This window comes from Myxococcales bacterium (genome assembly GCA_022563535.1).
Lineage (GTDB): Bacteria > Myxococcota_A > UBA9160 > UBA9160 > UBA4427 > DUBZ01.
Window position 1 is genome coordinate 13970 of record JADFNE010000022.1, and the last position, 21031, is coordinate 35000.

Consider the following 21031-nt stretch of genomic DNA (forward strand, 5'->3'; position numbering starts at 1 on the left):
AACTGGCTGGCTGCTAGATCAAGCTGCCCTGGCCGTTTGGATTCACTCTGGCCGGCCCCGGGCCCGGGGCGAAGCCCAGGTACAGGCGGGCGTGCCGGGTGGCGACTCGTCCGCGGGGAGTGCGATCCAAAAAACCGCGATGGATCAGGAAGGGTTCGACCACGTCTTCGAGGGTGCCCTTGTCCTCGCCGACCGCCGCTGCGAGGGTTTCGAGGCCAACTGGCCCTCCGTCGAATTTTTCGATCAATGTCATGAGAAAACTACGGTCGAGACGGTCGAAACCTTCTTCGTCGACGTCGAGCCTCTCGAGCGCATCGCGGGTACACGGGCCGTCAATCTCGGCACTCGTGCCCTCGGCGACCTCCGCGAAGTCTCGCACCCGACGCAGCAGTCGGTTGGCAATACGCGGAGTTCCACGCGATCGGCTCGCAATCTCACCCGCCGCCGAATCGGTCACCTGAAGCCCCAGCACGCGGCTCGAACGCGTGACGATCTTTTGCAGATCCTCCACCGGGTAGTACTCGAGGCGCGCGCTCCAGCCAAAGCGATCGCGCAGAGGCGAGGTCAGCAGGCCGGCGCGGGTCGTGGCCCCAATGAGGGTGAAGCGGGGTAGATCGAGCCGAATCGAGCGTGCGCTGGGTCCCTCGCCGATCAGGATGTCGAGTTGAAAGTCCTCCATGGCGGGATAGAGGATCTCCTCGACGGTGGCGGTCAGACGGTGGATTTCGTCGATGAAGAGAACGTCACCGGATTCGAGGTTGGAAAGCAGGGCCGCGAGATCGCCGGGACGTTCGATGGCCGGGCCGCTCGTGGCACGAAATTGTGCGCCCATTTCGTTGGCGACGATCCGCGCGAGAGAAGTCTTGCCCAGGCCCGGAGGACCGTAGAAGAGCAGATGATCGAGGGCCTCTTCCCGCTCTCGGGCCGCCCGCACAAAGACGGACAGATTCTCGCGCAAACGGGTCTGGCCGATCATTTCGTCGAGGGTCTCGGGGCGCAGACTCTGTTCGCTGCGCTTCTCGGTCTCGAATGGCTCGGGCGAAATCAGGCCTCGGCTCTCTGCTTCAACTTCAATCGTCATCGCGCAAGCCTCCGCAACGCATTGCGAATGAGTTCTTCGATCGAGGCGCCAGCACCCAATTCAGCTGCCGCAGCGTCGACCACTCGCTCTGCCTGTGCTTTGGGATAACCGAGATTGAGCAGCGCCGAAAGCGCCTGAGCGCGGGTTTCGACATCTGCGTCCGCCGCGGGTACGGCGCGGGGCGGAAGTCCCGCCCCGGCGCTTTCGCTGGACGCGAGTTCGGCGGCTCTCTCCTTGAGTTCGACCACCATGCGCTCGGCCAACTTCTTGCCGACGCCCGGGGCGCTGCACAGCAGCTTTATATCTCCGTCTCGCAGGCCGCCGACAACTTGTTCGGGATCGATCCCCGAGAGAATCGTCTGCGCGAGCTTCGGGCCCACGCGGTTGGCTTTGAGGAGCAATTCGAAGATTTCGCGCTCCCGAGCGGTCGCAAAACCGTAGAGCAGCAGCGCGTCCTCACGGGCCACGGTCTTGGCGTAGATCGAGACGGTCTTTCCAATGTCGGGCAAGTTGCCAAACGTCGAAAGCGAGATCAGCAGCTCGTATCCAACGCCGCGCACGTCGACCACGACGCGTTCCGGCAGCTTCTCTCGCAGGGTTCCCTCGAGCCATGAAATCATCGCGCGGTGCTCGTCGCGAACTGGCTGCGGGCTCGGGGACGGCGACGGCCGCGGGAATTCCGCACCCCCAATCCGGCCAGTTTTCCAGCGTGGGCCTGGCAGATTGCGATCGCGAGGGCATCGGCGGCGTCGCTGGGCGGAACTTTGGAAAGGTCGAGCAGACGCTTCACCATGGCCTGGATCTGGAGCTTGGTCGCCGCTCCCGTACCGACCAGCGCCTTCTTGACCTCCCGAGCCGAAAGCTCGTGGACCGGCAGCGCACCGGTCCCGAGAGCGGTGAGGGCCGCACCGCGAGCCTGGCCGAGGATCAGTGCCGACCTCACATTGACCGCGACGAAGACTTGCTCGATCGCGCAGGCCGCCGGCTGGAACTCGCTTACGACCTGCAGAATTTCTCGATGGATAAAGCTCAGTCGCTCGGCGGTCTGGGCTGATTTTGGCGGACGAATGACGCCGTGGGCGACGTGCCGGAGCTGCCCCCCGGAATAATCGACCACACCGTAGCCGGTTGCATTGGAGCCTGGGTCAATCCCGAGAATTCTCATCCCTGCCCTTTGTCGCCAAGCAGTCACTACGCAAGCCGCGCCATCTCCGCGTCAGAGATGTCAAAGTTTGCGTAGACGTTTTGCACATCGTCGAGTTCTTCGAGGGCTTCCATCAGATTCAACATGCTTTCCGCCTGCGGGCCGGCGAGTTCGACCGACGTAGACGGAACCATGCTCACCTCCGCGTTTGCGCAGGTAAATCCCTGTCCGCCGAGGATTTCCTGAATTTTGGAAAGCTCTGCGGGGAGCGTCACCACCTCGATGCCATCGCCGCCGTCGGATACATCCTCGACCCCGGCCTCCATCGCCGCTTCCATCAGGGAGTCCTTGTCCAATCCCTCGGCATCGAAACTGAGAATGCCCTTCTTCTCAAATAGATACCCGACGCAACCCGTGGCACCCAGGTTCCCGCCTCGTTTGCTGAGGACGTGGCGCACCTCGCCCACGGTCCGGTTCTTGTTGTCGGAGAGGGTCTCGATCAAGAGCGCGACGCCGCCCGGGCCGTAGCCCTCGTAGATGAATTCGTCGTAGGCCGCGGAATCCCCCCCGCCAACGCCCTTTTCGATTGCGCGCTTGATGTTGTCTTTGGGCATGTTCGCGCCCTTGGCCTTGTCGATCACCAGGCGCAGGCGCGGATTGCCGTCGGGATCCCCACCCCCGATTGAAGCTGCCGTAGAAATCTCGCGAATCAGTTTGGTGAAAATCTTGCCGCGCTTGGCGTCGAGCGCGCCCTTCTTTCGCTTGATCGTGGACCATTTCGAGTGGCCTGACATGGTGTCTTCTGCGTCCTCGTGATGCGGGCCAGGAGCCTCGAAATGGCTTCGAACTCTCGGATCTGGGCCTGTGGAGTAGTGCTGCGGATGCACTCTAGCAATTTGGGGGCGAAAGGCCGTGTTGACGCCTCGGTCAGCGCCGGCAACAGCGAATTTGAAGGCATTCAGAAGCTGTTCCGTTCGACCGATATCTCTCGATGACGTTCTGCGCCCCCATGGGGTACAGAAAGCGGATTTGAGAAAACAGGCACTGGTTGCGCGGGCAGGCTGCGAGCTTCGAGTGCCGTCAAGCTGAGCTGAAAAAATAGGGAGCTGGGTGTGGCAGACCTTGCAATTGGCATCGATCTCGGGACGAGCAACTCGTGCGTCTCAATTATGCGCAACAACAAGCTCGAGGTGCTTTCGAACGCCTTTGGTGAGAAGACCACTGCGAGCGTCGTGGCCTTCCACGAGGACGGCTCCATTACCGTCGGCAACGCTGCCCGGGCCAACATCATTCACCATCCAGCTTCCACGGTCTCGTCGGCCAAGCGATTGATCGGCCGCTACCACTTCTCGGAAGAAGTTCGCAAGGCACAGGCGATCTGTTCCTACAAGATCGTGGAAGGACCAAACCACGGCGTCCGCATTCATGTCCGGGACGAAGATTTTTCTTTGCCCGAGATCTCCGCCATGGTGCTGCGGGAGATGAAGCAGGTCGCCGAAGCTCGTCTCAACAAAGAGGTCACGAAGGCAGTGATCACGGTGCCCGCCTACTTCAATGACAACCAGAGACAGGCGACCAAGGACGCCGGACAAATCGCCGGCCTCGAGGTACTGCGCATCCTCAACGAGCCGACCGCGGCTGCACTGGCCTACGGTTTTGGCAAGGGTCTTGAACAGAAGGTCGCGATATACGATCTCGGCGGCGGTACGTTCGACATCTCGGTGCTCGAGATCGGTCAGGATGTGTTCGAGGTATTGTCGACCTGTGGTGACACCTTCCTCGGAGGTGACGATTTCGACGATCGCATTCTCGACCTGTTGGCCGACGAATTCGTAGCCAAAGAAGGCATCAACCCCCGCAATGATCCCTATGCCCTCGAAAAGCTCAAAGTTGCCGCGGAAGCGGCCAAGCGGGGCCTGTCGGTAGAAGACGAGGTCGAAATCCGAATTCCCGACTTGCTCGTCGGCGAAGATGGCGAAACGCGATCTCTCGAGCGCACCATTACCACCCAAGAGTTCGGCGAACTGGTGCAGGATCTCGTGGGGCGCACCTTCAAGGTATGCGACGAGGCGCTGCAGCAGGCTGACCTGACTGTGCGTGACCTCGACGGCATCATCCTGGTCGGGGGTCCAACTCGTCTACCCATCATCCGCGATGCTGTGAAGAGCTACTTCCAGCAAGAACCTCAGTTGAACGTCGATCCAGACGAGGTCGTCGCCATGGGCGCCGCGATTCACGCGGCCTCGTTGGTCAGCTCCACTCAAGACGCCTATCTACTCGACGTGACGCCGTTGGATCTGCGCATTGGTGTTGCCGGCGGGCTGGCCGAACCGATCATCGAACGCAACACACCCGTGCCGATCGAGCAGAGCCGCAGTTTCAGCCCGTTCAAGGACTTTCAGGAGTCGGTCAAGCTGAAGGTTTACCAGGGTGGCTCGCGCCAATCCGAAGAGAACGAGTTGTTGGGGCAGTTCGAGTTTTCAGGTTTCACCCCGGGTCCGCGCAGCAAGACTTCAATTGAGGTTCGCTTCGAAATCAACGCCGACGGAATTGTAAACGTGATCGCGCGCGATCCCGCAAGCGGGCAGGAAGCCTCCACCAAAATCACACTTTCTTCGGGCCTCAGCGACAACGAGATAGACTCGATCATCACTCGCAACCGCAGTGCGGACATCATACAGACAGGGTCCGATCTGGACGAGCTCAAAGCCCCGTCGCTCGAGACGCCCACCGAAGACGACGGCGAACTCGAGCTGCTGGCGGATAACGACGACGCTTTCGATGATCTCGAAGACATCGACGAAGCAGAACTCGACAACATCGACGAAGTAGAACTCGACAACATCGACGAGGTAGAACTCGACTCCATCGCGAGCGAAGTCGTCGAAGATTCAAACTCGATCGGCCGGAACGAAGACATGGAATCAATAGACGACGATGACTTTTTGGCTCTCGACCTCGAGGATGAGGCTGCGGGCCCGGCGATCGGCGCGGTCAAGCTAAAGACGGTGGCGGTCGCTCCCGAGCTGCCCAAGGCCCCGGGCGCAGATGTGGACCCCGATACCAGTCTGATCCAGGGAATCGAACAGGTCCAGAAGGCAAAGGACGATCTGTTCGATCGTTCCGACGATGTCGACCTCGCGGACGCGGAGCTAGAGGAGTAGGCGAGATTGTCGGATCTGAGTCGCCTTGAGATTGAAGCACTCGCCAAGATCATGGACGAGCTCGACTACTACCGCCTCTTGAATGTCGAGAAGGAGGTATCGAGCCGCGATCTAAAGCTCGCCTACTACCAGAACGCGCGAACCTACCACCCAGATGCCAACCGTACATTGGACGCACCGACCCAGGAGCATTGTCATCAGATCTCGAAGGTCATGACCGAGGCCTACTGTGTGTTGCGCGATCCGCGAAAGCGCGCGGCCTACGACCTGCATCTCGAATCCGGCGAGGGACTGCGCATACAACTTGCGGCCGCTCGCGCGGCGCACGCCAAGATCCAGTCCGAGAGGCGCATGGGCACCACGCCCCAGGGCAAGCAGTTTTTGCTCAAAGCCGAAGATGATATTCGGCGGGACAACATTCCAGGCGCCATCCAGAACTTGCAGATGGCCCTCACCTTCGAACCCGGCAACAACGGCTTCAAAGAGATGCTTGAAGAATTGCGGAAGAAGACGAGTTAGTTCCCGGGTTTTTTTGCATTTTTTCCAAGACGCCAGAATCGGGGAGAGGTGGGCTCCGGCTCATGGCTCGCAACAGTTTCGGGCGTATTAGCTTGTTGTTGCGATTCTGGTTTTAAGTTTTTGGGCGTCAGTGCCGGGTGGGTGGCTGCGCTTTACTTCGCCTGCGCCCACCTCTCCCCGATTCTGGCTTTTGCCGGTTCGTTACAAAATACGGGAGCGGGGGGCTTCTTTTGCAGATTCTCTCGCTGGTGGCGGGCGGGGGTGATTGCTGGCATTGTTGTTGGGTGGAATTGCGGGTTCGGTTTCGCTGAGCGCGCTTTGATTTTGTACGCGAGACAACTCCCACGAGGCAATACGAAATGGATATCACGGCAAGTGATGGAGCCATGCTTCCGATCGTCCCCTTTTTGAAGATGCCGAAAGGCCAGGCCCCCTACCTCGAAGGACAGGAATGCGGTGGCTGTGGCGCAATCTTCCTGGGCGAACGCATCAGCTGTGCGAGTTGTGGGGTCGAGGGGAAGTTTTCGGCCAAGCGTCTTTCCAATCGGGGCGAACTCTACGTCTATTCAATCGTCTATCGCTCTTTCCCGGGCATCGACGTGCCATACGTATCGGCCATCGTGGACCTCGAGGGGGGAGGCACGGTGAAGGGCAACCTGATCAACGTGGAACTCGATCCAGAAAAGATTCAAATGGGGATGCCCGTCGAGGTTGTGTACCTGACGGCCCCGCGCAAGGACTCGGATGGCAACGAATATCTCATGTACAGCTTTCAGCCCCGCTCTTGATTGGGCTGCACAGCAGACACGGATTGCCAGGAATACAGACAGTTAGCCAAGACTCCCAAGGAGAATCAGCATGAGTGATGTCTACGTGATCGGCGTCGACATGATCAAGTTCGGAAGGTTCCCCGAGACCAGCGTTCCAAAACTCGGCGCGGAATCGGCGAGACTGGCGCTCGCAGATGCGGGTCTCAAAATTCAAGACATGCAGGCGTTGTATTGCGGCAATCTCGCCCAGGCCGGTGCCATGGTGGGCCAGCGCATTCTGGCCGAAATTGGACAGACGGGCATTCCGGTGACCAATTGCGCCAACGCCTGTGCGACCGGTGCCACCGCCCTGCGCGAGGGCTGGATGGCGATCAAAGCTTCTGTCTACGACCTCGTTTTGTGCATTGGGGTCGAGCAGATGGGCCGGGGATTGTTGGGCGGTAAGGGTCACGGCAAAGGAATCTCTACCGAAGGCCTGCTCGGTTCGGGCACGATGCCCTGTGTGTTCGCCGAAGCCGGTATGGAGCACACGCGCAAGTACGGCACGACCTTTGAACAGTTTGCCCAGGTCTCGGTCAAGAATCACCATCATTCCACCATGAACAACAAGGCGATGTACCAGATCGAGACGCCCCTCGAGACGGTGATGAACGCCGAGATGATCGCCTACCCGAACACCAAGCTGATGTGCTCGGTGAATGTCGATGGCTCCGCCGCCGCAGTGCTCTGCTCCGAGAAGAAGGCCAGAGAACTCGGCATGGGGCGAGCCGTGCGGATCAAGGCCTCGGTGCTGACGAGCGATCCCTATTCGGAGCGCAACCTCACCATGCCCGACGTCAATAGCTGCACCCAGCTCGCCGCAAAGGCCGCCTATGAAATGGCCGGGGTGAGCGCGAGCGACGTAGACCTGGTGGAACTCCACGATTGCTTCGCCACGGCCGAAATACTCCACTATGGAAACCTCGGCCTGTGCCCGCCCGAAGATGCGGGCAAGTTCGTACAGGACGGCAATTCTGCCCTGGGTGGGCGCACCCCGGTCAATGTCTCGGGGGGCCTGCTCTCGAAGGGACACCCCCTCGGTGCGACGGGGATCGCCAACGTGTACGAAATCTCGACCCATCTGCGGGGCGAGGCGGGCAAGCGACAAGTCGAGGGAGCGCGGATCGGTTTGACCCACGTGATCGGCCTCGGCAGCGCCTGTGCGATCCACATTCTCGAAAAGGTGGATTGACCCGTTCTATCCCGGGCAGTCGAGATGTGAGTCCAGGATAGACAGCGGGACTGATCCCTATCACTCCAGCTGCTTGCTCGGGTTCGAACCCGTGCTTATGCTCCGCCAATGCAAGCAAAGTCCGCTCTCTGGGTTGGTCTGATTTTCGTCGCCGGATTCGCAGCAGTCATGAACGAGCGATGGGATCCATCTCCATTGACGGAATCGACGCAACCGCAAGTGGCTCCCGTCTTCCAAAGCAACCGAGAAGAGGCCGTAGACCTGGGGCTCGCCGATCCGGCATCTAACACGACCGTCCCCACCGCGACGAGACATCCCAAAGAACGTCCGTTGCAATCCTTCAGCGGCACCGGGCTCGATGGCGAGCGGCTTTCGATCTCGGACTTCGTCGGCAAGCGCATGATGATCTTCTTCTTCAACCCCGAGGTCGACGAAGCCGCTTTTGCAGCAGTGGCGGTGTCGCGGGTAGCAGCGTACCGCGGGAAAAACAACTTCCACCTGATCGGCGTTGCGATCGGATCGGACCGCTTCACTGCAAAAACGTTCGCCGAGAGCAAGGGACTCGATTTCCCAATCTTCGACGATTCGAACGGCGCGATCGCCTCCAAACTGGGCCTGCGGAACCCGGTCGTCATCTTCGGCTTCGACGACGAGGCCTACTACGAATTCGGCGTCGGCTTTTTCAACAAAGACGTTTCCGACCCCGCTGGCGTCGTCGAAGAACAACTGCGGAAGAAATTGCGCCTGCCGCCGCGAAGCACTGGCACAGCCGGCGTCCTCGACGTACGCCCCCTCGCGCCGATGTTTTCTACCCGGCGACTCGACCAGAGCGAGCCCTTCGAACTCTCCAGTCTCTCGGGCAAGCCCCTGGTGTTGATGTTCTTCCTCCACACTTGTCCACACTGTCACGCGGCGTTCGACTTCTTCAAACAACAGCTCGCAAAATTGCCCGACGACAAGCGGCCGGAACTTGTCGCGATCTCCGCGGCCAATCAACCGGTAGCGGTGCGCAGGATGTTGCGAGAGAGGAAACTCGAAGACCTGGAGATGCAGATGCTGTTCGATCCAGACGGGGACGTGATGGAGACGTACGGTGTCTTCGCCGGTTTCCCGGACATCTTCTTGATCGACCGCTCGGGAAAGATCTTGCACCGCACCCAGGGCTGGCAAGACGATCGGGACCCGGCGCTCAATCGCATGATCCTCTCGAAGATTGCCGGAACGAGAATCCCCATGTTGCTCAACCCCAGAGGCTACACGGGGAGCGACGTGTGTTCGGTATGCCATGAACTGGAGGCGCAGACCTACCAGTTCACGCAACACGCCGATGCGTTCAACACCATCGTTACCCACAACGAAACCCGCAACCCAGAGTGCGTAAGTTGCCACGTGGTGGGCTTCGAAAAACCGGGTGGATACAGCTTTGACGAAACGCCCGTGCATCTCGAGAACGTGGGCTGCGAATCGTGTCATGGCCGCGGCGGACCGCATCTGTCTCCCGATTTCGTCCCCAAAGTGAACGGCGTGAAGAACTACGAAACCGTGTGCCAAACCTGCCACAACCCCACGCACTCCATCAGCTTCGATTACGCGAGTTTCCGATCGAAGATTTCGCATGTGAAAATCGGGAGCCTCTCGAACACACAGCGGAGCGCATTGATCGACGACGCAGCGAAGCCGCGCGACGTACTCCCGAAAAACGCGGACTACGTCGGCTCGAACGCCTGCCGGAGTTGTCACCCGAGCGAGTACAAAACCTGGGCGAGCAGCCCGCATCGCCACGCGGTCGACACCCTCGACATCAAGGGCAAAGCGGATGACGCCACCTGCCTCAAGTGCCACACGACCGGAATGGGACGCGCCGGCGGTTTTCCAAAGGACGGTAAGGGCAGCGACCGCAGCCATGGGGACCTCGCGTCGGTGGGATGCGAATCGTGCCACGGGCCCGGGGGCAACCACATTGCACCCGCGGCAAAGAAGTTCGGAAGCATCGTGAGCCTGGCCGACAAATGCGATTCTTGCGCGATTCTGCAAATCTGTGGCTCATGTCACGACCAGGCCAACGATCCCGGGTTCGAATTTGAAGTCGAAGCAAAGATCGAACTCCAGAGGCACGGAACCATCGAGGTGGGCACTGGGAAGCCGCTGAATTGATGTCTGACGAACCACGAAGCAATGATCCGAGAGAAGAGGCGCGATGCTTGATCGGGTCGTTGCGAGAGTTATTGGTCGATCTCCGCGACGAAGGGGTGGATACCCTGGAGGTCGTGGCACTCGATCCACAAACGTTGCCGAGCGCCAAACCCGAGATCAAACCACCCAGCGCGCCACCGCCTCGCGCCACGCCTTCCCCGGCTCGCGAAGGAGTCAGTTGGGGGGCAGCGCCGACGCTCATCCAAGTTCGGGATGAACTCGGAGACTGTCGCCGCTGTGGATTGTGCGAGGGACGCAATTCCATTGTCTTCGGCAGCGGCAACCCAAACGCCGACCTGATGTTCATCGGTGAGGGACCGGGCGAGCAAGAAGACCGCACGGGCCTGCCGTTCGTCGGCCGGGCGGGTGATCTGCTGACGCAAATGATCGAAAAGGGAATCGAGATTTCGCGCGATGACGTCTACATCTGCAATATCGTCAAATGTCGTCCGCCGAACAATCGCAACCCGCTGCCCGACGAAGTCGCAGCCTGCCGACCTTTCTTGGACGGCCAGATCGACGCCGTAAAACCCAAGGTGATCGTATCCCTGGGCAAGCCCGCCGCGAGTCTGCTGCTCGGTCGTGATGTCGCAATCACCCGCGAGCGGGGAATCTGGCAGGAGTACCGAGGCATCCCCCTGATGCCGACCCTGCACCCGGCCTACATTCTGCGGCAATACACCGCGGAGAACCGGCGCCACGTCTGGGAAGACCTGAAGGCTGCAGTCGCTAGAATCTAGCTAGGAGATCCAACCATGGGAAAGTTTAGCCGAGCCGAACTCGAAGAAGCATTTCAGAACTACCAGGAAACCGCCTTGCGTGCGGGCACCTCCGGAGACTGGCGCGCATGGGCGGACCAGTTCACAGAAGATGCCACCTACATCGAGCACATGTTCGGCACGATGGGCGGGCGCGAGGCGATCTACAACTGGATCACCGAAACGATGGCTCGCTCCCCCAACGATCAAATGAAGTACTTCCCGGTGGAGTGGTACATGATCGACGAGGAGAAGGGCTGGGTCATCGCGCAGGTGTGGAACCGCATGGTCGACCCCGGGGACGGAAGCCTCCACCAAGCCTACAACTTCACCCTCCTCAAATACGCGGGAAACGGCAAGTGGTCCTACGAAGAGGACATCTACAATCCCAAACAATTCATCGAAATGGTTCAGGGTTGGATGGAGCGAAAGAAGAAGCTCGAAGCCTGACGGGCAGGCAGTTCGCAGCTAGAATGGGCGCTCGGGAACCGCCGCCGTCTGCTTCTTGCGAAAAGCGTCGAGCGCACGACGAACCTTGCCGTCGGATCCCGCCAGAATTGCAGCGGCGAACAGTCCGGCGTTCTTCGCCCCGCTTTTTCCAATGCCGAAGGTGGCGACCGGGATGCCTCCCGGCATTTGCACCGTGGCCAACAGCGCATCGACCCCGTTGAGAGCCGAACTGTCCAGCGGCACTCCGAGCACCGGAAGCGGCGTGAGGGCTGCGGTCACCCCGGCCAGGTGCGCGGCAAAGCCCGCACCGCAGATGAACAACTCGATCCCCTTGGACTCGGCCTTGGAAACAAATGCCGCGTGGCGGTCAGGCGTGCGGTGGGCGGAAATGACCCGCACATCACAACCCACGCCCATGCCCTCGAGGACGTCGACCGCGGGTTTCATCGAATCCCAATCGCTCTTGCTCCCCATCAAAACCGCGACCCGGAGCTTCTTCCCCGGCGCCTTGGCCGCCGCTTTCCGAGCCCCCTTTTTCGAGGCCTTTTTCGATGATTTGTTTGCTGCCCGAACCGGAGCCATATCGCCCCTCCACCTATGAGAATGGACGGGTGGATACCGCAGGTTCGGCGGGTTTGCAGCGGGGCGGCGCCAGCCACCCGTGACGGGTACGCTGGGCTGCGAACAACCCTGGGAGATTGCACCCGTGGCGCCTGAGATCACCGCGAAAACGGCCCTGTGCGGCATTGTCCTTCACCCCGCCGGGCATACGCGATCGCCGCGCATGCACAACGCCGCCTACGCGGAGCTGGGCATCGACGCGGCCTACCTCGCCTTCGATGTGGAGCCGAGCGAACTCGGAACCGCCATGGCGGGAATTCGCGCGCTGGGTCTCGAGCAGATCGCCGTGTCGATCCCCCACAAGGTCGCGGTGATGGAGCATCTGGACGAGATCGACGAACGGGCCCGGCGGATTGGGGCGGTCAATACCGTGACCGTCCAGAATGGGCGTCTGTTCGGGAGCAACACCGACTGGATCGGAGCAAACCGCGCACTGGAAACTGAGACTGAACTCGCGGGAAAACGCGCCGTTGTGCTCGGTGCCGGCGGCGCCGCCCGAGCCGTGGTCTATGGCTTGATCGAGGCGGGGGCGACGGTTCACGTGCTCAATCGAACGGTCGAGCATGCAGAAAGCCTGGCAAAGGACCTCGCTGCCCAGGGCGCCGGACCCCTCGCAAGTCTTGCAGATCTTCCCCACGACATCTTGATCAACACGACTAGCGTCGGCTTGCGCTCCGACGCATCACCGGTGCCGGCCCAACATCTGCGCGCAGATTCGATCGTGATGGATATTGTGTACGACCCCGAGAAGACCCGGCTGCTGGAAGATGCGCGCAAGTGCGGCGCGCGGCCGATCGGCGGAAAGTGGATGCTGGTCTATCAAGCCGCGGAGCAGCTTCGGATCTGGACGGGGCGCGATGCGCCGATCGAAGTCCTCGCAAGGGCTTTCTCGGCCAGCGACGGGTCTTGATATTCTTGCTGGTGCTGGTGCTGGATGCTGCGGATGGGGCGCGGTCGTGAAAGACCGACTACTTCCGCCGTCTACTATTCCGAGCTACGCCGTATAGCCCCACTTCTTGCGGTTTTCTTCGACCTCTTCCGGGGTCGGCGGGTCTAGATCGACGTGCTCGGGCACTTCGAATTCGTCGCGGGTCTTGACGATATCTGCGTTCAGCACGGTGTCTGCGGCAAAAATTTCCGGAACCTGCTCGTCTTCGAAAATGGCTTCCCAAGGACATTCGGGTTCGCAGACACCGCAATTGATGCACTCATCGGGGTCGATATAGAGTTGATTGGGATACTTGGGATCATCGCCCTTGTACACAACAATGCAGTCCACAGGGCAAACTTCTACGCAGGCCATGTCTACCTTGTCCCTGCACAAGCTCGTGATTACCCATGTCATGCTTCTTCTCCTCCCGGAATGAGACTCGACAACGCCCGCTTCAGGTGCGCCACACTTTTCTGCTAGACGCCCTTTCGGACGCTCTATCGGAACAAGTGCTTATTTGAGCTTAGTCTCTTTGTAGAGAACGTGCTTGCGTACGACGGGATCGTACTTCTTGAACTCGAGCTTGTTCGGCGTGTTCACCCGGTTCTTCGTAGTGGTATAGAAGTGCCCGGTTCCCGCTGACGACTCCAGCTTGATCTTCTCTCGTTTGCTCTTGGCCATCAGTTCGCCGCCGGTTCGGGTACGACTTGACCGCCACGTGAAAACACGCGGACCCGTTTGCCATCCTGTTCTTCGATGCGAATCCGCGACGGCTTGCCATCGGCCGCGTTCACGACCATCACGTTCGACGCCGCGACGTATCCCTCGCGCTCGATGATACCGCCCTGCTGTGCACCGCGGCTGCCGGGCTTGGTGTGATGCTTCTGCATTTTCACGCCCTCGACACGCACCGTCGACTTCGCTCGGTCGACGGCGATTACGTGCCCCTGCTTACCACGGTCCGCACCTGTGACGACCTGAACCAGGTCACCCGTCCTTATCTTTGACATTGCTATCTTGCCTCCGGAGAGCGGTAGGTATCCCGGAGTCCGAGGCCTTCGTCAAGGCTTTCCCCGGAGGGATTGAAACTTTTCGGACGATGCACCGTCTCAATCCCAACTTCTGGATATTTCACGGGATTGATCACTCCTTACGGGCTAGAAAAGGACAAAAGAAGGGTCGGATCCGGACGCATTCACCACCATTTGGAGCGCGAAAATCTTGTTCAAAACGCTGAGGTCCCAGTTGCCTTTCCCGCGCCTCCACTGCCTGTTTCTCGCGCTGTGCCTGGCTCTCCTGGCTTCACAGGCCAAGGCCGAATCGGCACTTCAGCTGCCATACCCCAATCCAGCTTCCTTTGGTGATTTCACCGCCGCGACCTACGACGACGCTGGCCAGCGGGTCGGGGACGCCTCCATCCAACTCAAGCGACTCGAAAACGGTCACGTCACCCTGCGGCTGCGCAGCGGCTTCGACAAGGGAGCGCGGATCGAACTCGACGCCGAACTCGAACCCATCGAAGCCGGGGAGACCCCCAACTTGCGCATCCTGCGCGAGCGCTCCCAATCCTTCGACCCAAAGGGCAAGCCGTTGGTGATCCTGTTGATCGATCACGAGAAGGGCGAGGCGAGTTGCACCCCTCCTGAAGGAGTCAAGGGCAAGGCGAGCGTGCTCGCCCTTCCCTCGCCGGACCGGGTCGTGAATGTTCCCCTCAACCTGCTGTTCCAACCTCTCGCCCTGGGTGAAGTCGACTCCGTCGAGACCCAGGCATTCTTCTGCCTGGGTGGGGCCCGGATGCTGGGTTTCACGGGCAGGCTTGCAAAAGGGCAAGGGACGCTCGATCGCGAGGGGCGACGCATTCGGGAAGTGCGCTACGGACCCGACGGCAAGAATTTCATGAGTTGGGCAGCCAAGGCCTTCGCGCCAAAGATTTCGTTCTGGCTGGACGTCAATCGCCGAGGCATCTACGTCGCTCACCGCATGCCACTCTATTCTGGAGGGCCGGTGGTCTACGTCATCCTGGATGGGGTCGAGCCGAGTTCGGTGCTGGCTCGTTAGCCAGCCGGCTCATCGACTCGGAGCGGCCATTCCCTGGCTCTTCGAACTCTTACGAGCCACAAACGTAAGCGGCGCGCTATCGACGACCTGAAGACCTTGTTTGCCCGCTGCAACGATGAATCGTCCCATCCGGGCGAGATGTTGCTTCGGCTGGATATCTACCGTTTCGACGACCCGTCGGAACTTGGCATCGAGCATCTGCAAGCCTCGATTTCCGAGCACGAACAAACGCCCCGCCACAGCGACAAGATCTTCGACCTGACCAAGTTTCTTCATCGACAAGCGCGAGACGATCTTGGGCTTACCGGGATTTTTGAGGTCAATCACGACGACGCCGCCATTGCCGAGCACCGCGGCCAAATGACCGAAACCCACCACACGATAGGGCGCGAACTCGTAACCAAGCTCTAGCTTATGCTCGACCTGCTGATGGCCGAGCAACTCGAGGTTTGAAATGATCACCGACTCGCCGTCGGTGAATACCAACGAGTCTTTCACCCGGGCGAGCCCCTTGATCGGTCGCCGCAGCAAGCGTCGCGGGTTGCCGCCGTTGTGATCGATCATCAACAGGCCACGGCTGCTCGCCAGAATCAGCTCCTTGCCGAACGGAACAACCGCCGCGATCGAGCCGACCGCCGGGCGCTCCTGGGCGCCGAGTTTGCGCGGACCCGATTTGCTGAACCCCACGACTTCGACGCCGTCTTCGCCGTAGATCACTACCCGCTTGCCCAGGATCTTGATCCCGTTCCAACGGGTGAAATCCTTGGGGCGCGAATACTTCGCAAGCGGAAACGCCGCCTCGGAATTGGCCAGCTCGAGTAGCTGGAACTCACCATTGTCGAACAGGATCGCAGTTCGATCGCCAGCGCTGTCGATTGCAATAATTTCCCTCTCCGCCGTCACAGGTTTGCGCAACACCACGCGATTGGGCCAGGAAGCCACCGGCACGAAGAACGACTGCCAAAACGAAAGGGCATTGGGGTTGAGCACCACCGAGCTGCCGTCAGAGTGTTGTTCACTGTCGAGGCGCTTCCGAAAGACCCGCTGCCAGATGGGTTTGTCGGCCAGATCTGCATAGAGACTCACCCGGGTCGTGGCGAGCATGCCAGGCCGGCTGAAATTGCCATTTTCGAGTTTCGCCTTGGTCGGGGCTTCCTTGTATTCGATGACGAGGTGGGCCCTCGGGTTCTTTGCGCGCTGCGATTGGGTCTGGGATTCGGGGACATCGACCATCTGATACCCCGCGCTCTTGAATCTCCGACGTGCCCGGTCAGTGAACGCGCTGACGAGACGTGCTTTTCCTGGAGTCCCTGGCGAGACGCGAACGGTCAAGCCGACTCGCTTGAACTGCCTTCGCGCTTTCAACTCAAGGGCCTGCACGCTCTTCAATGCTTCGGTTGTGTAGTCACTGCTGGGATGGGACTGGGCAAATTCAGCCAGACCTTTCGTTCGGTTGCTGAAACCTCCAGCCTTTAGATAAGCCATGTTGCCCAGCGCACGCGCGGCGTTCGGACCCTCGGGATAGAGCGCCAGGAATTGGGTGTACCCAGCGGATGTACCGGCGAAGCGCGCGCGATTGAAGGCCAGGGGCTCGAGCTGGTCGCGCAGCGGATCGGCGAGTTTGCTGTCCGGGTACTTCACCTTGAAGTTGTCGAAGCCGTCGAGAGTGAGATTTCGCTCTAGTTCGAGAACCGCCATGTGTTCTTCGGCTTTGGCAATGTGGCGCGAGTCGGGATTCTTCTGGATGAAGCGGCGAAAGTCTGCCAGGTTGTTCCGCTTTTCGACCGAATACCACGAGCCACTCATGCATGAAGTCAGCATCAGCGAAACCAGCACCGGCACCAGTATTGTTCTCAACCCTCGAACTGCTCGCATCGCTCTTCTCCCGCAGTTACACAATTCCTGCGTCACAGGACATCCCAGAGAATGCAGACATTGCAAATTGCAGCTCGCTGCATCGGCAATTTACGAGAAATCCTTGAGCAATACAGAGGTGATGAAGATCACGTCCCGATGGCGAATAAGCTGGTCATTCCGGGGAAATAGAGCAACCGACACGCACTCCGCAGTGCGCGGTGAATCGCTTGCGCACGAGTACCGCCAGTCCAAAATTATTCAACGGTATGAGAATTCGTCTCATTTTTTGGCAACTCTGGCCGATCAGTTGGAGACGAGCGTGGACAAAGAACGTCGTCCGGCAGTAGAGAGCAGGAAGGTTCCCTGCTCTCCTCGAAAAGGCAAACCCGCGGTAACGCGGGGACGCAAAGCCAGTGCCCTTCACTCGGTAAATCCGAGCGGGTCGAACGGCTACCGAAAGGAGAACAGGCCCAGTGAAGGCCTTCCTGGCACATCGCCACCGCTCATTCCCGTAACGCACCTGACCTCCGCGCCTTATCAGGACAGGTCTGCACTCGCGTCTGGTTTCCATCTGGAGACTAAGCATGAGAGTCAGACTGAGTAACAAACACGCTCTCGCCGAGCACCGACTGGGTGTCATGGCCGCGTTGGTGGCGGCGATCAGCGGGCTGCTTTGCCTGACGATCGCACCCGCTGCGTTTGGCCAGGCCATTTTGGATTCGAATCAGATCCGCGGTCAGATCAAATTTACGAACAGCAACTCTGCCATCGTCGCGATCCTTCACAACGGCGATGGCTTGAGATACACCAGCGTCCGCGCCGACAGCATCGGCGTAACACCGGCGCTCAACAACAGCACCTGGGTCACGACCAGTGATCCAATGGCCCTTGACTACGAGATCACCGTCGAGAGTGGGTCACCGGGTGTGAGTTATGACGTGCGAGCCAGCGCGAGCCTCGCGGCCGGCATGAAACGCTACGTATTCGAGAAGAAAACTTCTGCGCCGGTCGAGCCCGAACCCGCTGCGGATACGATCGTCAACTTCAGCGAATGTGCTGGCGTGGTCGACGTTCGTTGGCATGACACGCTGGGCAATCCGTTCGAGGTTTCCGGCGGAACCATGCAGGCGTACCGCAGCGATGCAGATGGCCGCCGCAGAATGCAGGCATATGTCTACCGAATCCCCCCGGACAGCAGCCAGGAATACATGATCGTGCGAGGTGATGGTGCAAGCTATGAGGTCTCGATCAACTACGAAACCGGCAACGATCCCTTCGCCACCACCGTGCGTGCGATCTGCAAAGAAACTGTCGTGGTTTCTTGCGACGAGATCGTAGAGATCGACTGCATCATCCCCCCCGGCGGCCAGCTCGGAGATATTTCCGGAGTGATCGACATGGAGGGAGAGGACGAGCATGACATCGGCAATATGACGCAGATGTTCGCGTTCGACGGTCCCCTCGGCAATTTGCGCTACGACAAGATCGAGGGCAATCCCGCGTCTGGCCCGTTCTTGCTGCAAAATCTCATGCCCTCGGATGCCGAGGCTACTCCCAAGGGTTACGCGGTCTACGGCCAAATGATCTTTCGCACCGGCTATCGGACCCAACGGCTGCGAACTCCCTACCTCTACAACTCGATCAATGGGGGCCGCGTGATGGTGACTGCCGGGGAGACAACGGATCTCGGTGACACCTTCGTGATGAAGCCGGGCTACCTGACCGGCAGCATCTTTTTGACCGGACCCGCCGACGGCACCGGGACGCCGGCGCTCGCAACGCTCTACCGAGATGCGGACATCGATACCGATGGCGACGGCATCCCGAACAACTACTACCTCTCTTCTGGCTCGTACATTGCGGCCGAAGGCATCCACAAAGTCGCTCCGGGCGCCACCAATACGGCATGGGGTGGCTATGCGCGTACTTCGTTCGCCGGTGGGTTCGATTCGACCGCACAACAGTTCACAGGCGACTATGAAATAGTGCTTGGAGGTCTCGCACGAGAGAGCTCCATCTGGAGGCCAGCTGGACTTTCTCTGACCTTCCGCGATACCTCGACCCCGTGGGATCCCGACAGCTACTACAATTCATCTGTCTACGTGAGACCGTCGTTGTATGAGACGGTCGAAATTGTTCCGGGTGAAACGGTCACGCGCGACTATGCACTGTGCATGAGCGAAGTCGATCTCAGCTATCGGTCCGTATCGGGTGTCTTCTACAGCCCGAGGACCAGCGGCAGAGGAAGCTTCAAGGGCGAAGACTTCCGGGGCATCCAGACCGAATACACGAGTTGGATCGGGTATTCGGCAGGCACGCCGGAAAATCTTGCCGACGCTTCAGACCACGGCCTGGTCAAGATGCTGCTGCCCGAGGGCAGCTATTCGCTGACCCCCAATGTCATGGCGGTCAATCCGGGTGGAGGCACCAGCTACACTGAGTTGCGTCCGGTTACAATTGAAGTGGGTTGCCAACAGCGACTCTCGCTATCGACCGAGTTGCAAGTGAGCGTTGCCGACTTGGACCAATGCGTCGACAACAGGGCGGTTGCCCTCGTCGGTGCGGTATCGGGCGGCGGTGAGGTCAGCTCGCTCTCGTACGTGCTCAATGATGCTGCGCCGGTGAACCTTTGCAGTGGTGATTGCGGTGTTGATCCGACATTCGAGACCAGCTTCGAGGCCGAGGGCTGTAGCGATACGATTACAGTCACCGCTCTCGATGCGAACGGAAACAAAGCCTCGGTCGAAACGCGCATTCAAGACAACGAGCCACCGGTCCTCTCCAGCTGCGACGACATCTTTGTCGACACGCTCCCCGGTGGGCTGAATGCGTCGGTCGACTTCGAAGTCGTCGCGACCGACGATTGCAAGGCAGCTCCGACCGTTGCCTGTGATGCCGAGGCGGGGGATCTTTTCCCGATCGGCTCCACCACCGTCTCGTGTGAGGCCCAGGATGCGTGTGGCAACGTCAGCCAGTGCAGCTTCAGTGTCACGGTCACCGGGATCGCGGCACCGGAACCAGAGCCGGAACCGGAACCGGAGCCGGAGCCCGAGCCGGAAGATCCTGAATCCGACTGGGTAGACGAGACTCCTGTGGGCGACGAGGACGAAGTGGACCTCAACGTTTGTCTGGACGAGCCCGAGGATCGCACGCCCATCGTGACCTGTGGTGTGGAGCGGCCGAAACTCTGGCCCCCGAACCACAAGCTGGTTCGTCCCGGCTTCACAACCAAAGCTGTCGATTCTTGTGAGAGCGTTGGCGGGGATCAGATGGAGACGGTGCTGGCGACTGCCACCTGGGTCTACAGCGACGAGCCGGAAATTTCGGTGCCGAGCAATGGCGGGAGCAATGCCGGGCCCGGTAATTCTGGGTCCAAGGGCAACCAGGGCTCCGAGCCGCAAGCAACCCGGGGCGGCAAGGGTGGCAGTCGCGTGATCAGCAGCAACGGAAGCGGCAGGCATGCCCCCGACGCAAAGGATCTGGATGCGGATCTTCGGCTGCGGGCGGAGCGGGCCGGCAGCGGGGATGGTCGCGTTTATCTCGCGATCAGTGCCTCCGAAAACGAGGCGGGCAACGAAGGTTGGGCTTGCTGCACGGTCATTGTGCCGCACGACTTGAAACACAGCAGCCTGGTTGATTTGCAGGACGCCGCGGACGAGGCCCGCGACTACTGCGAAGCCTATGGCGAGGCACCGCCCGACTTCTTTGAGCACGGACTCTCGGAGGAAATCGGACCGATGCAGTAAAGCGCAATGGAGAGTGGAGGTTCGGGAAAGCCCCGGACCTCCACTCGAATGCTCGAATGAAAGCGGTGCGTCGGCGTGTGGCCGGCGCACCGCTCACATTTTAGCCTCTGAAAGACGTGCGCTGACTACAGCGCTGGCTACAGACCGAACAACCCAACAGAGACTCCCACAGGACCGTCGAGCAGAGTTTGGTCTCCTGCCAGGCTTCGGAGCGGCGCCATGTCCCCGGTGTCGGTTCTCCCGTGTACGGTGACACTGTCGCCTGAAAAGTTCGTCACGAAGAGTTCTTCGCCGCGAACAAAAACTCTTTCGGGATCGTTCAGGCCCGTACTGGCTCCGGTGATCGTTCGAAGTGGGGCGACATTACCGTCGTCCCCCGTATCAAATACGGTAATGGTGTTGCTGTTGATGTTGGCGACGAAGATCTCACCTCGAGTTGCATCCACAAAAATTCCACGCGGTTCATCGAGTAGAGTATTGCCTCCGGTGATGATCCGCGTAGGAGCGA

General features: G+C 60.0%; 19 protein-coding genes, 1 pseudogene and 1 riboswitch (1 of these 21 only partly in view). Of the genes and pseudogenes, 10 read left to right on the forward strand and 10 right to left on the reverse strand.

The genetic code is table 11. The features are described from left to right. Positions 1-13 precede the first annotated feature (13 nt). The 4 genes from ruvB to IH881_09025 are packed head-to-tail and all read right to left on the reverse strand — an operon-like array spanning position 14 to position 3019. Entirely contained in the window at positions 14-1081 is a 1068-nt protein-coding gene (ruvB, locus tag IH881_09010) for a Holliday junction branch migration DNA helicase RuvB (GenBank protein MCH7867828.1), read from the reverse strand. Then, positions 1078-1701 (reverse strand): Holliday junction branch migration protein RuvA, encoded by a 624-nt coding sequence (ruvA, locus tag IH881_09015; protein MCH7867829.1) that lies wholly within the window; start codon positions 1699-1701, stop codon positions 1078-1080. Before ruvA ends, ruvB begins: the two co-directional genes overlap by 4 nt. Beyond that, positions 1698-2246 carry a crossover junction endodeoxyribonuclease RuvC gene (gene ruvC / locus IH881_09020; protein MCH7867830.1) on the reverse strand — a complete coding sequence of 183 codons (549 nt, stop codon included), beginning with the start codon at positions 2244-2246 and terminating at the stop codon, positions 1698-1700. The genes ruvA and ruvC overlap by 4 nt, the downstream gene beginning before the upstream one ends. 26 nt (positions 2247-2272) lie before the next feature. Next, the gene (locus IH881_09025; protein ID MCH7867831.1) at positions 2273-3019 is read right to left on the reverse strand and encodes a YebC/PmpR family DNA-binding transcriptional regulator; all 747 of its coding nucleotides are present in this window, start codon (positions 3017-3019) and stop codon (positions 2273-2275) included. Between the two features lie 375 nt (positions 3020-3394). Here IH881_09025 and IH881_09030 point away from each other — a divergent pair, with 375 nt between their 5' ends. From IH881_09030 to IH881_09060, 7 genes and pseudogenes are all read left to right on the forward strand, one after another. Beyond that, positions 3395-5389, forward strand: coding sequence for an Hsp70 family protein (locus tag IH881_09030; GenBank protein ID MCH7867832.1), 1995 nt, complete (start codon positions 3395-3397; stop codon positions 5387-5389). Between the two features lie 6 nt (positions 5390-5395). After that, positions 5396-5908: a DnaJ domain-containing protein gene (locus tag IH881_09035; protein MCH7867833.1), complete on the forward strand. Its 513-nt coding sequence runs from the start codon at positions 5396-5398 to the stop codon at positions 5906-5908. 359 nt (positions 5909-6267) lie between these two features. Next, positions 6268-6696 carry an OB-fold domain-containing protein gene (locus IH881_09040; protein MCH7867834.1) on the forward strand — a complete coding sequence of 143 codons (429 nt, stop codon included), beginning with the start codon at positions 6268-6270 and terminating at the stop codon, positions 6694-6696. A 64-nt stretch (positions 6697-6760) separates the two neighbouring features. Further along, positions 6761-7909: a thiolase family protein gene (locus IH881_09045; GenBank protein MCH7867835.1), complete on the forward strand. Its 1149-nt coding sequence runs from the start codon at positions 6761-6763 to the stop codon at positions 7907-7909. Between the two features lie 168 nt (positions 7910-8077). After that, positions 8078-10063, forward strand: coding sequence for a redoxin domain-containing protein (locus tag IH881_09050; GenBank protein ID MCH7867836.1), 1986 nt, complete (start codon positions 8078-8080; stop codon positions 10061-10063). Then, the gene (locus tag IH881_09055) at positions 10063-10842 is read left to right on the forward strand and encodes a uracil-DNA glycosylase (GenBank protein MCH7867837.1); all 780 of its coding nucleotides are present in this window, start codon (positions 10063-10065) and stop codon (positions 10840-10842) included. The genes IH881_09050 and IH881_09055 overlap by 1 nt, the downstream gene beginning before the upstream one ends. A 15-nt stretch (positions 10843-10857) precedes the next feature. After that, a pseudogene (locus IH881_09060) lies at positions 10858-11363 on the forward strand (nuclear transport factor 2 family protein). Here the strand turns inward: IH881_09060 and purE are convergent. Then, positions 11329-11892 carry a 5-(carboxyamino)imidazole ribonucleotide mutase gene (gene purE, locus IH881_09065; GenBank protein ID MCH7867838.1) on the reverse strand — a complete coding sequence of 188 codons (564 nt, stop codon included), beginning with the start codon at positions 11890-11892 and terminating at the stop codon, positions 11329-11331. The pseudogene IH881_09060 and the gene purE overlap by 35 nt on opposite strands. A gap of 136 nt (positions 11893-12028) precedes the next feature. Here purE and IH881_09070 point away from each other — a divergent pair, with 136 nt between their 5' ends. Further along, a complete protein-coding gene (locus tag IH881_09070) occupies positions 12029-12841 on the forward strand; it encodes a shikimate dehydrogenase (protein ID MCH7867839.1) in 813 nt (270 codons plus the stop codon). Positions 12842-12925: 84 nt separating this feature from the next. Here the strand turns inward: IH881_09070 and IH881_09075 are convergent, their stop codons facing one another. The 3 genes from IH881_09075 to rplX all read right to left on the reverse strand — a co-directional run bounded on the left by IH881_09075 (position 12926) and on the right by rplX (position 13872). Next, positions 12926-13276, reverse strand: a complete 351-nt coding sequence (locus tag IH881_09075; GenBank protein ID MCH7867840.1) for a 4Fe-4S binding protein — start codon at positions 13274-13276, stop codon at positions 12926-12928. Positions 13277-13375: 99 nt separating this feature from the next. Then, positions 13376-13543, reverse strand: a complete 168-nt coding sequence (gene rpmG, locus IH881_09080; GenBank protein ID MCH7867841.1) for a 50S ribosomal protein L33 — start codon at positions 13541-13543, stop codon at positions 13376-13378. Beyond that, positions 13543-13872, reverse strand: coding sequence for a 50S ribosomal protein L24 (rplX, locus tag IH881_09085; protein MCH7867842.1), 330 nt, complete (start codon positions 13870-13872; stop codon positions 13543-13545). The genes rpmG and rplX overlap by 1 nt, the downstream gene beginning before the upstream one ends. 235 nt (positions 13873-14107) lie before the next feature. Here rplX and IH881_09090 point away from each other — a divergent pair, with 235 nt between their 5' ends. Further along, positions 14108-14920: a hypothetical protein gene (locus IH881_09090; protein MCH7867843.1), complete on the forward strand. Its 813-nt coding sequence runs from the start codon at positions 14108-14110 to the stop codon at positions 14918-14920. 9 nt (positions 14921-14929) lie between these two features. Here the strand turns inward: IH881_09090 and IH881_09095 are convergent, their stop codons facing one another. After that, positions 14930-16795 (reverse strand): hypothetical protein, encoded by a 1866-nt coding sequence (locus tag IH881_09095; GenBank protein ID MCH7867844.1) that lies wholly within the window; start codon positions 16793-16795, stop codon positions 14930-14932. 351 nt (positions 16796-17146) lie between these two features. Then, positions 17147-17235: riboswitch (cyclic di-GMP riboswitch) on the forward strand. 126 nt (positions 17236-17361) lie between these two features. On the opposite strand from IH881_09095, the gene IH881_09100 reads away from it, so the two are divergent. After that, on the forward strand, positions 17362-20523 hold the full coding sequence (locus IH881_09100; protein MCH7867845.1) for an HYR domain-containing protein: 3162 nt from the start codon (positions 17362-17364) through the stop codon (positions 20521-20523). Positions 20524-20660: 137 nt separating this feature from the next. On the opposite strand, the gene IH881_09105 is transcribed toward IH881_09100, so the two are convergent. Continuing rightward, positions 20661-21031 carry the 3' portion of a hypothetical protein gene (locus IH881_09105; protein ID MCH7867846.1) on the reverse strand. It continues 1471 nt past the right edge of the window, so only the last 371 of its 1842 coding nucleotides appear in the window; the start codon falls outside the window, past its right edge; it ends in the stop codon at positions 20661-20663.

Bases quoted from the DNA above. Each gene is read 5' to 3' on its own strand.
- ruvC (MCH7867830.1), bottom strand. From the start codon at position 2,246: ATGAGAATTCTCGGGATTGACCCAGGCTCCAATGCAACCGGCTACGGT.
- IH881_09040 (MCH7867834.1), top strand. From the start codon at position 6,268: ATGGATATCACGGCAAGTGATGGAGCCATGCTTCCGATCGTCCCCTTT.
- ruvB (MCH7867828.1), bottom strand. From the start codon at position 1,081: ATGACGATTGAAGTTGAAGCAGAGAGCCGAGGCCTGATTTCGCCCGAG.
- IH881_09050 (MCH7867836.1), top strand. From the start codon at position 8,078: ATGAACGAGCGATGGGATCCATCTCCATTGACGGAATCGACGCAACCG.
- purE (MCH7867838.1), bottom strand. From the start codon at position 11,892: ATGGCTCCGGTTCGGGCAGCAAACAAATCATCGAAAAAGGCCTCGAAA.
- IH881_09075 (MCH7867840.1), bottom strand. From the start codon at position 13,276: ATGACATGGGTAATCACGAGCTTGTGCAGGGACAAGGTAGACATGGCC.
- ruvA (MCH7867829.1), bottom strand. From the start codon at position 1,701: ATGATTTCATGGCTCGAGGGAACCCTGCGAGAGAAGCTGCCGGAACGC.
- IH881_09095 (MCH7867844.1), bottom strand. From the start codon at position 16,795: ATGCGAGCAGTTCGAGGGTTGAGAACAATACTGGTGCCGGTGCTGGTT.
- IH881_09100 (MCH7867845.1), top strand. From the start codon at position 17,362: ATGAGAGTCAGACTGAGTAACAAACACGCTCTCGCCGAGCACCGACTG.
- rplX (MCH7867842.1), bottom strand. From the start codon at position 13,872: ATGTCAAAGATAAGGACGGGTGACCTGGTTCAGGTCGTCACAGGTGCG.
- IH881_09025 (MCH7867831.1), bottom strand. From the start codon at position 3,019: ATGTCAGGCCACTCGAAATGGTCCACGATCAAGCGAAAGAAGGGCGCG.
- IH881_09055 (MCH7867837.1), top strand. From the start codon at position 10,063: ATGTCTGACGAACCACGAAGCAATGATCCGAGAGAAGAGGCGCGATGC.
- IH881_09030 (MCH7867832.1), top strand. From the start codon at position 3,395: ATGCGCAACAACAAGCTCGAGGTGCTTTCGAACGCCTTTGGTGAGAAG.
- rpmG (MCH7867841.1), bottom strand. From the start codon at position 13,543: ATGGCCAAGAGCAAACGAGAGAAGATCAAGCTGGAGTCGTCAGCGGGA.